The organism is Streptomyces sp. DH24, assembly GCF_029813775.1.
Classification (GTDB): Bacteria; Actinomycetota; Actinomycetes; order Streptomycetales; family Streptomycetaceae; genus Streptomyces.
In genome coordinates, this window is record NZ_JARVKW010000031.1 from 70,403 (window position 1) to 80,110 (window position 9,708).

Consider the following 9,708-nt stretch of genomic DNA (forward strand, 5'->3'; position numbering starts at 1 on the left):
AGAGACCGCCGCCCACCTCGGACGACGCCCCCGCACCCCCGACGTACCCCTCGTCCTTCGCCCAGCGATGGGCACGGACCCCGAGCACTTCGCCGTGGCTACGCCGCCGGCGCGTTCGGCCGCGTCTTCACGGCCGGGCCGCAGCGCCCTGCCCGGCGCTTCCGTCCAGCAGGGCCGCCGCCTGGGTGAGCAGTTCCGTGACCCGCAGGGCGAACACCGCGTCGCACGGGTGGGGGGTGTCCGTCCGGGCGGCGGCGAGCAGGGCGTCCGCCGCCCGGACCAGCGCCGGGACCGGGCCTTCCGTGCTCTGCGGCATCAGCTGCACGCCGGCCTCGCCGCGCAGTTCCACCGTCGCACCGGCCGCGGCGGGCGGGGCCGTGAGGCTCAGGGTCACCGTGCTCGACGCGCCGTCGGCGTGCTCCAGGACGAGGTGGACCGTGTCGCCGGGGCCGGGCGCGGCGGCGGCCACGCGGCGTACGTCGCCGAGCGCCGGCAGCAGCACCGACAGGGCGTGCGGGCCGACGTCCCACAGCGCGCCCATCTCCCGCCGCCACGGCGTCGCGAACGGGCTGTCGCCGGTGAAGACCGCGCCGAGCCACTCCGCCCGCGCCGTGAACCAGCCCCCGCGCCCGGCCTGTTCGGCGATCCACGCCTCGGGCTCCGGCTGGAAACGCGTCGTGAAGAAGACCACCGAGGCGACCCCCGCCTCCCGGACCGCGTCGACCACGGCCCGCCCCTGCGGCACCGTCAGGGCGAGCGGCTTGTCGAGCAGCAGATGGCACCCGGCACGCGCCGCCCGCACCGCGAGCTCCGCCTGAACGTCCGGGGGCAGCGCCACGGCGACGGCGTCCACGTCGGCCAGCAGCGCGTCCACGTCCTCGTACGCGCGCGTGCCGTGCGCGTCGGCGACCTCCTTCGCCGCGGCGGGGCGCCGTCCCCACACGCCGGCGAAGTCCAGCCCTTCGTGCGTGCTCAGGGCGGGCGCGTGAGCGATCCGGGCCCAGGGGCCGGTGCCGAGCAGTCCGATGCGCATGTCGTCGCCTTTCCGGGGGGAAATCGGTGCCACGGCCGTGCCGGGGCGGAAGTCCACGCCGATCGTAAAGGGCCGGGCGTCACGCCACGCCCGTGCTCTCCCGCACGATCAGCCGGTAGTCCGCCGCCACCTCCCGGGCGTCCGGCAGACGGCGGCCCTTGCGGCGGGGGCCGTTTATCTGGGCGTCGAGCATGTCGACGGCCACCCGGGCGATCTGCGCCTTGTCGGGGGAGACCGTGGTGAGCGTGGGCGTGCTGTAGCGGCCGTCCTCGATGTCGTCGAAGCCCGCCACGGCCACGTCCTGCGGTACCCGCAGCCCGGACGACAGGGCGGTGCGCAGCGCGCCGAGCGCCAGCAGGTCGTTGCAGCAGAACACGGCCTGCGGCGGCTCGGGCAGGTCGAGCAACTCCCGCATCAGCCGGGCACCGTCGGCACGGTGGTAGGAGGCCGTCGCCGGGGCCAGACGCTCGTCGTAGGCGAGGCCCGCCGTGCGCAGCGCCTCGCGGTAGCCGGCGAGCCGCAGGTGGGCGGTGTTCGCGCTGGGGTTCTCCTGGCGGCCGATGGCGGCGATGCGGGTGTGCCCGAGCGCGATCAGGTGCTCGGTGACCTCGCGGGCGGCGCGCTGGTTGTCGATGGCGACGTGATGGGTCGGCCCGTCCAGCACCCGCTCGCCCAGGAGCACCAGCGCGGTCGTGTCCGTGCGGGCCGACAGTTCCTCGCGGCCCACCGCGATGGGGCTGAAGATCAGCCCGTCGATGCGCTGCTCGCGCACCCCGTCCAGGACTTCCCGCTCGCGGTCCGGCAGCCCGTCGGTCTGCTCGATGAGCACGGTCCAGCCCCGCTCGGACGCCGCCTCGATCACGAACCGGGTCAGCTCGGCGAAGTAGGGGGCGTCCAGCTCGGGCAGCGCCAGGGCGATCACGCCCGTGCGGCCCTGGCGCAGGTTGCGGGCCGACAGGTTGGGCCGGTAGTCCAGCTCCGCCAGGGCCCGCTCCACCTTCTCGCGCGTCGTCGGCGAGACGTACGTATAGCCGTTGACAACGTTGGACACCGTCTTCACGGACACCCCGGCCAGCGCCGCGACGTCCTTCAGACTCGCCCCCACCTGATCACCTCCACCGCACCCGCGGGGGTGCTCCCTGCCCGCGACACGTCTCACCGTCGCACACGGGACGTCCGCAACGTGCGCCGCCCCTGGTCCGAGGGGTGTCGAAACTTTTTCGAGGGATCATTGCCGCAGGTATTTACCACGCTGTTTCAACGATGTAATCGTACTCCTGCCGCGCCCGGTTCTCGAGACCGCGCGGCTGCCCGTCGCACCAGATCAGGGAGTCACGCTTCATGACCACCGCCCGCCTCACCGTGGACCCGGCCTTCCGCGTAGGGTCCGTCGACCGACGACTGTTCGGCTCGTTCGTCGAGCACATGGGCAGGTGCGTCTACACCGGGATCTACGAACCGGACCACCCCGCCGCCGACGAGGACGGCTTCCGCACCGACGTGCTGGACCTGGTGCGCGAGCTCGGCGTCACCACGGTGCGCTACCCCGGCGGCAACTTCGTCTCCAACCACCGCTGGGAGGACGGCGTCGGCCCCCGCGAGGAGCGCCCGCGCCGCCTCGACCTGGCCTGGCGCAGCATCGAGTCCAACGCCTTCGGGCTCAACGAGTTCATGGCCTGGGCCGCCAAGGCGGGCGTCGAGCCGATGATGGCCCTCAACCTCGGCACCCGCGGCACCGCCGAGGCCCTCGACCTGCTGGAGTACACCAACTACCCGTCCGGCACGACCCTTTCGGACCTGCGCCGTTCGCACGGCGTGGAGCAGCCGCACGACGTGCGCATGTGGTGCCTGGGCAACGAACTCGACGGGCCCTGGCAGATGGGGCACAAGACGGCCCACGAGTACGGCCGGGTCGCCGCCGAGACCGCCCGCGCCATGAAGCGCTTCGACCCCTCGCTGGAACTGGTCGCGTGCGGCAGCTCCAATGCGTACATCGACACCTTCGCCTCCTGGGAGGCGACCGTGCTGGAGCACACCTACGAGTTCGTCGACTACGTGTCCCTGCACGCCTACTACGACCCGGCCGGCGGCGACGTCGACTCCTTCCTGGCCAGCGGCGCCGAGATGGACCGGATGATCTCCGCGATCACCGCCACCGCCGACCACGTCGGCGCCAAGGTGCGCAGCGACAAGAAGGTCAAGCTGTCGTTCGACGAGTGGAACGTCTGGCGCCAGAGCCGCTTCGGCGGCGAGGCCTCCCTGGACTGGCGCCCGGCCCCCGAACTCATCGAGGACGTCTACGACGTCACCGACGCCGTCGTCGTCGGCAGTCTCCTCGTCACGCTGCTGCGGCACGCCGACCGGGTGGGCGCGGCCTGCCAGGCGCAGCTCGCCAACGTGATCGGGCCCGTCATGACCCGCCCGCAGGGACCGGCCTGGCGCCAGACGATCTTCCACCCGTTCGCGCAGACGGCACGGTACGCGCGCGGCACCGTGCTGCGGGTCGAGCCGGACTCGCCGGTGGTCGACACCGCCAAGTACGGCGAGGTGCCCGCGCTGTGGGCGACCGCCACCCACGACGAGGAGACCGGCGACGTCGTGCTGTTCGCCGTCAACCGGGGCCGCACCGAGCCGCTGCGGCTCGCCGCCGACGTGCGGGCCTTCCCGGGCGCCCGGGTCGTGGAGCACCTGGTGCTGCACGACGAGGACACCACCGCCGTCAACACCGCCGAGCAGCCCGACCGGGTCCGGCCCCGCCAGGTGGACGGGACCAAGCCCGACGACGGCACACTCACCGTCGAACTGCCGCCCGTGTCCTGGACCATGATCCGCCTCACCACCCGCTGACCCGAACCCACCGCACCCGGGCCCGGCCACGGGCCCACTCCCGAGGAGCACAACATGCGCACCACCGCGATCCCCAACTCCCCGCTCTCCCGCAGAACTCTGCTGGGTGCCTCGGCCGCAGCCGCGGCGGGACTCCTCACGGCGTGCAGCGGCGGCACCAAGATCGGCTCGGACGAGGGCGGCGCCGACTCGGCGCCCACCTTCAGCGGCGGCGAGTACAAGGGTCCCAAGGTGACCCTGGAGTACTGGAACGGCTTCACCGGCGGCGACGGCCCGCACATGCAGGCCATGCTCCGCGACTTCAACAAGCGCTACGAGGGCCGGATCGAGGTCAAGAACACCACCCGGCAGTGGGCCGACCTGTACCCGGCGCTGCCCACCGCGATCGCCGCCGGCAAGGGGCCGGACGTGGCGGTCGTGCACAACGACCAGATCGCCACCTTCGCCGCCCGCGGCACCCTCATCCCGCTCGACGACGTCGTCGAGGCGCTGAAGCTGACCGAGTCGGACTTCATCCCGGCGGTCTGGCAGGCCGGCGTCTACGACGACAAGCGCTACAGCGTCCCGCTCGACGTGCACTGCCTCGCCGACTACTGGAACGCCGGCCACCTGAAGAAGGCGGGCCTGGACGAGGCCCCGACCGACCGCGACGGCTTCGAGGGCGCCCTCGGCGAGCTGAAGGACGCCGGGATCGCCCACCCGTTCTGGATGCCCAACAAGTGGCCCGCCCACCTGATGTTCATGACCCTGGTGTGGCAGTTCGGCGGCGACCTGTACAACGAGGAGGGCACCAAGGCCCTGTGGGGCTCCGCCGAGGCCGAGGAGGCCCTCGCCTGGATGGTGGAGCAGGTCCGCAAGGGCTACAGCCCCGGTCAGGTCGCCCAGGACGCCCAGTACAACGCCTTCAAGAACAACAAGGTGACCTTCACCTGGGACGGCATCTGGCAGATCAACGACCTGAAGTCCACCGCGAAGAGCGTGCCCTGGCGCATGTCCAAGGTGCCCGTCATCGGTGGCACCGACGCGGTGTGGACGGCGAGCCACAACTTCGTGCTGACCTCGCAGGCGGGGCGCGACAAGAACAAGGTGCAGGCGGCCAAGTTCTTCATCGACGAGATGAGCGCCAAGTCCACCGAGTGGGCGCAGGCCGGCATGATCCCCGCCCGCAACAGCGTGCGCGCCGGCGTCGAGGTGAAGAAGTTGCCGCAGACCGCGCTCGCCGCTGACGTCGACGTGTTCCGGTTCCTGCCCGCCGTGCCCGGCCTCGGCGACGTGCAGACCAAGGCCCTCGAACTGGCCGTGCAGCAGGCCGTCCTCGGCAAGCAGTCCCCGGGCAAGGCCCTGGCCGACGGCGTACGGACCGCGAACAAGGTCCTCGCCGAGAACAAGCAGAAGTACGCGAAGTGAGGCCCCTCCCATGGTGCAGCCGCTGACCACGCGGCCGTCCGCCGCCCGGGCCGGCAAGGCCCGGGACGGCGACTCGCCCCGGGCCACCGCCCGTTACCGCTGGTGGACCCCCTACGTTTTCATGGCGCCGTATCTGGTGCTGTTCCTCACCTTCGTCGTGGCACCGATCGGCTACGGGCTGTGGATCAGCCTGCACGCCTGGGACATCAACGTGCCCGCGAAGCCGTTCCTCGGTCTGGACAACTACCGGGAACTGTTCGACCCCGACTCCGTGGACGCGCCCCGCTTCTGGCAGTCGATGCGCGCCACCGGCATCTTCACCGCGCTGTCCCTGCCCTTCCTGCTCGTCGTGCCCCTGCTGGTCGCCCTGCTGATGAACGGCAGGTTCCGCGGCCGGAACCTGTACCGGGCGGTCTACTTCGCCCCGTACGTCCTCGGCGTGGCCGTCGTCGGCCTGCTGTGGCGGTTCCTGCTGGACGGCAACATCGGCATGGTCAACCACTACCTCGGCGTGCTCGGGCTGCCCGACGACGTCCAGTGGACCACCGACACCCCGGCCGCCTGGTGGGCGCTCGTCCTCGTCACCGTGTGGTGGACGCTCGGCTTCAACGCCGTCATCTACCTCGCCGGACTCCAGGACATCCCCGCGGAGCTGTACGAGTCGGCCCGCGTCGACGGCGCGAACGCCTGGCAGCGCTTCCTGCACGTCACCCTGCCGGGCCTGAAACCCGTGGCGCTGTTCGTGGTCAACTCCACGCTGCTCGCCTCGGCCAACATGTTCGGCCAGTCGTACCTCATCACCGCGGGCGCGCCGGCCGACGAGACCAAGACGGCGATCTACCTGATCGCCGAGACCGGACTGCGCCGCTTCGAGATGGGGTCCGCGTCGGCGATGAGCTTCGTGCTCGCGCTCGCGCTCATGGCCGCCAGCGCGCTCGTCTTCCGCATCTTCCGCGAGCGGCAGGAGGACCGATGACCGCCACCGACACCCCGCCGGACACCGAACGGGCGACCGCCAACGCCGCGCGGCGGCGGCTGCGCCGCTCCCTGCTGCACCTGATCCTCGCGGTGGTGGCGGCCCTGTACCTCAGCCCGCTGCTGTACATGCTGGTCACCTCCTTCAAGAACAGCCCCGACGCGGGCGCCACGGACCCGCAGTGGATCCCGTCGCCGGCCACGCTGGAGGCGTACCGCACCGTGCTCGGCGCGAGCGACAGCCCCGTGCTGCGCTGGCTGCTCAACAGCGTCCTCGCCGCGACCGCCCACACCCTGCTCGTGCTGGTGACGGCGACCCCGGCCGCGTACGCGCTGGCGCGCATGCGGTTCCGGGGACGCACCGCCATCTTCACGGCCGTGGTGGCGACGCTGTTCGTGCCGCCGATGGTGCTGCTGATCCCCAACTTCCTCATCGTGAACGAGCTGGCCTGGGTCGACAGCCTGCCCGCCGTGATCGTGCCGGGAGCGGCGAGCGCGTTCGGCGTGTTCTTCCTGCGGCAGTTCTTCCTCACGCTGCCGGGCGAACTGGAGGAGGCCGCGGAGATCGACGGCGCCAACCGCTGGCAGATCTTCGTGAAGGTGGTGCTCCCGCTCACCAGACCGGCCCTGGCGACCCTCGGCCTGCTGGCGTTCCTCGCCAACTGGAACGACTTCCTGTGGCCGCTGTACGTGCTGCTCAGCCCCGAGTCGCTGACCCTGCCGGCGGGTCTGGCCAACTTCCAGAACGCCAACAACATCCACTACGACCTGCTGATGGCCGGCGCGGTCATCGCCAGCGTCCCGGTGCTCCTGCTGTACGTGGTGGCGCAGCGCTGGGTCATCGAGGGGGTGTCGCGCTCCGGCCTGAAGGGCTGAGGGCCGGCGGCCGGGTGCCGCGGAGACCGGTGATATTGCCGGTCCCCGCGGCGGGGCTGTGCCCCGAGAGTGTCAGGGCCAGCCAAACGGCAGCGCCCGCCGGCGTCACCGACGCGTCCCGCGTCGTCCCCAAGTGCTCACGCCGGCCGGGCGGCTCGCCACGACAGAGAGGACGACTCGTCGTGCAGCAGCACCTGCAGTCCAGCGCCGCACCCCTCCCCACCCCGCACCGTGCCACCCGCCGCCGGACGGGCCGGCTCGCCGGTGCGGCGGCGGCGCTCGCCGCGGTGGTCGGGCTCACCACCCTCACGGGGCCGGGCGCCCACGCCGCGGACAACCCCTACGAGCGCGGCCCCGCGCCCACCGTCTCCAGCATCGAGGCGCTGCGCGGCCCGTACGCCGTGTCGGACACCACCGTGTCCTCCCTCGCGGTCAGCGGCTTCGGCGGCGGCACCATCTACTACCCGACCAGCACCGCCGACGGAACCTTCGGCGCCGTCGTCGTCTCGCCCGGCTTCACCGCCGACCAGTCCTCGATGGCCTGGCTCGGCCCGCGCCTGGCCTCCCAGGGCTTCGTGGTCTTCACCATCGACACGCTGAGCAGGTACGACCAGCCGGACTCGCGCGGCCGCCAGCTGCTCGCCGCGCTGGACTACCTGACGGAGCGCAGCTCGGTCCGCGGCCGGATCGACAGCACCCGCCTCGGCGTCATGGGCCACTCGATGGGCGGCGGCGGCACGCTGGAGGCCGTCAAGTCCCGGCCCTCCCTCCAGGCGGCGATCCCGCTCACCCCCTGGAACACCGACAAGACCTGGCCCGAGGTCAGGACGCCCACGCTGATCATCGGTGCCGACGGTGACTCGGTCGCCCCCGTCTCGTCGCACGCGGAGCCGTTCTACAACACCCTCCCGTCGACCCTGGACCGGGCCTACCTGGAGCTGAACAACGCCACCCACTTCGCCCCGAACTCCAACAACACGACGATCGCGAAGTACAGCATTTCCTGGCTCAAGCGGTTCATCGACAACGACACCCGCTACGAGCAGTTCCTGTGCCCGATCCCGCGGCCGAGCCTGACCATCGAGGAGTACCGGGGCAACTGCCCGCACACCTCCTGACGCCCCACCCGCACCACACCACGCGGCGGTCGCGCCCAGCGCGACCGCCGTCGGCGTTGTGCCGGCGCAGCACGGGGGAGTGCCGGCACTGGGCCCCGGCACAGACCGCGCCCGCCTCCCGGACACCAAAGCGCAGGTGGCCGCGCGGATGCCGGGCCGGGTTGCCGCGGACGTACGGCTTCCGCCTTGCGTTACGCGCAAGTAACGTCACGGGAATGACCGCAGAGACGACCGTGAGGACGGCACCGCGGCTCCACGGCCGGAGCACCCAACGGCGCGCGGTGTCCGCCCTGCTGGACCGGACCGCCACCGGCGGCGCGGCCCTCGCCGTGACCGGGGAACCCGGCCTCGGCCGCACCGCCCTCCTCGCCCACGCCGCCGAGTCGTTCACGGCCGGGCCCGTGCTCCACTCGCCGACCGGCCCGGCCGGACACCGCCAACCCTTCGCAGGGGTAAGGGAGTTGATCCGCGAGGCCGCCGCGCTCGCCGGGGCCGGGACGGTTCCCCGCGCCCACCCGGTGGACACCGACTCGGCGACCGGGGCCCTGCTGGACGCGCTGCGGGCCGCCGCCGCCGGACGCCGGCTGCTGGTGTGCGTGGACGACGCGCACCGGTGGGACGGCCCCTCCCGGGCCGCGCTCGCCCGGGCCGGCGCGTGCCTTCCCGCGGTGACCGGGGTCGGCCTGCTGCTGACCCTCGCCGCCCACCGCGCGACCGCCCGGGACTTCGCCGGCCTGCCGACCGTGGGTCTGGACCCGCTGACGCCGCCGCAGGCCTCCGCGCTGCTGGACGACGTCACGGGCGGCGGCGTCGACCCCTCCGTCCGCGCGGAACTGCTGGAGGAGGCAGGCGGCAACCCGGCACTCCTGCTCGCCCTCGTCCGCCGTCTGTCGCCCGCCGAACTGCGCGGCGGACGCCCGCGGCCCCGGCCGGCGGCCGACGCGGCGACGCTGACGGCGGTGGCCGGGGCACACCTGGCCGACGTACCGGCCGACGCCCACGACTTACTGCTGACCGTGGCCGCCGCCCTGCGGGACTCGGACGACCCGGCCGTCGACGCCGGGCTCGCCCGCAGAGCGGCGCGGAGCCTGGCCGGGCCGGTGGGCCGGGCGGTCGGTGGGGCGGTCGGTGGGGCGGTCGGTGGGGCGGACACCGGGCCGGCCGGTGGGCCGGCGCGGGAGCCGCGCGACCCGGTCGCCGGCGCCGGGCTCGCGGGCCGGGTCGTGCGGCAGCCGGGGGAGGACGGCGGGCCCGGCCGGGGAGCGGTCCCGCAGAGCCGGGCGGCCCGGCATCAAGAGGACGTGCCCGATGTGCTCGTGCCGGTCGACGGTGGGCTCGGGTTCGCCGGTGACCTGGACGTGCCCGACGTGCTCGTGCCGGTCGACGGGGGGCTCGGGTGCGCCGGTGACCTGGACGTGCCAGCCGTGCTCGTGCCGGTCGACGGAGGGCTCG

The 9,708-nt window shown here is 72.9% G+C and carries 8 protein-coding genes and 1 pseudogene; 6 read left to right on the forward strand and 3 right to left on the reverse strand.

Going from position 1 to position 9,708, the window contains the following annotated elements:
* Window positions 1-127: 127 nt before the first annotated feature.
* Both QC282_RS23485 and QC282_RS23490 read right to left on the reverse strand, forming a co-directional pair.
* A complete protein-coding gene (locus QC282_RS23485; protein WP_279551524.1) occupies window positions 128-1,033 on the reverse strand; it encodes a Gfo/Idh/MocA family oxidoreductase in 906 nt (301 codons plus the stop codon).
* A 79-nt stretch (window positions 1,034-1,112) separates the two neighbouring features.
* The gene (locus QC282_RS23490) at window positions 1,113-2,138 is read right to left on the reverse strand and encodes a LacI family DNA-binding transcriptional regulator (protein ID WP_279551525.1); all 1,026 of its coding nucleotides are present in this window, start codon (window positions 2,136-2,138) and stop codon (window positions 1,113-1,115) included.
* A gap of 236 nt (window positions 2,139-2,374) precedes the next feature.
* On the opposite strand from QC282_RS23490, the gene QC282_RS23495 reads away from it, so the two are divergent.
* The 6 genes and pseudogenes from QC282_RS23495 to QC282_RS32420 form a co-directional block, all read left to right on the forward strand.
* Complete coding sequence (locus tag QC282_RS23495; protein WP_279551526.1) at window positions 2,375-3,880, forward strand: alpha-N-arabinofuranosidase; 1,506 nt, start codon at window positions 2,375-2,377, stop codon at window positions 3,878-3,880.
* Window positions 3,881-3,934: 54 nt separating this feature from the next.
* A complete protein-coding gene (locus tag QC282_RS23500; RefSeq protein WP_279551527.1) occupies window positions 3,935-5,287 on the forward strand; it encodes an ABC transporter substrate-binding protein in 1,353 nt (450 codons plus the stop codon).
* 10 nt (window positions 5,288-5,297) lie between these two features.
* A complete protein-coding gene (locus QC282_RS23505; RefSeq protein WP_279551528.1) occupies window positions 5,298-6,263 on the forward strand; it encodes a sugar ABC transporter permease in 966 nt (321 codons plus the stop codon).
* Window positions 6,260-7,138 (forward strand): carbohydrate ABC transporter permease, encoded by an 879-nt coding sequence (locus tag QC282_RS23510; protein ID WP_279551529.1) that lies wholly within the window; start codon window positions 6,260-6,262, stop codon window positions 7,136-7,138. Before QC282_RS23505 ends, QC282_RS23510 begins: the two co-directional genes overlap by 4 nt.
* A gap of 194 nt (window positions 7,139-7,332) precedes the next feature.
* The gene (locus QC282_RS23515) at window positions 7,333-8,256 is read left to right on the forward strand and encodes an alpha/beta hydrolase (RefSeq protein ID WP_279551537.1); all 924 of its coding nucleotides are present in this window, start codon (window positions 7,333-7,335) and stop codon (window positions 8,254-8,256) included.
* 215 nt (window positions 8,257-8,471) lie between these two features.
* Window positions 8,472-8,855 (forward strand): annotated as a pseudogene (locus QC282_RS32420) (AAA family ATPase); the annotation flags it as partial.
* A gap of 405 nt (window positions 8,856-9,260) precedes the next feature.
* Here QC282_RS32420 and QC282_RS32425 read toward each other — a convergent pair.
* Entirely contained in the window at window positions 9,261-9,548 is a 288-nt protein-coding gene (locus QC282_RS32425; RefSeq protein WP_369293051.1) for a PT domain-containing protein, read from the reverse strand.
* Window positions 9,549-9,708 lie beyond the last annotated feature (160 nt).

What these genes read in the sequence shown, in the direction of transcription:
- QC282_RS23500 (WP_279551527.1), top strand. Translation starts at nt 3,935, where the DNA reads ATGCGCACCACCGCGATCCCCAACTCCCCGCTCTCCCGCAGAACTCTG.
- QC282_RS23495 (WP_279551526.1), top strand. Translation starts at nt 2,375, where the DNA reads ATGACCACCGCCCGCCTCACCGTGGACCCGGCCTTCCGCGTAGGGTCC.
- QC282_RS23505 (WP_279551528.1), top strand. Translation starts at nt 5,298, where the DNA reads ATGGTGCAGCCGCTGACCACGCGGCCGTCCGCCGCCCGGGCCGGCAAG.
- QC282_RS23485 (WP_279551524.1), bottom strand. Translation starts at nt 1,033, where the DNA reads ATGCGCATCGGACTGCTCGGCACCGGCCCCTGGGCCCGGATCGCTCAC.
- QC282_RS23510 (WP_279551529.1), top strand. Translation starts at nt 6,260, where the DNA reads ATGACCGCCACCGACACCCCGCCGGACACCGAACGGGCGACCGCCAAC.
- QC282_RS32425 (WP_369293051.1), bottom strand. Translation starts at nt 9,548, where the DNA reads ATGCCGGGCCGCCCGGCTCTGCGGGACCGCTCCCCGGCCGGGCCCGCC.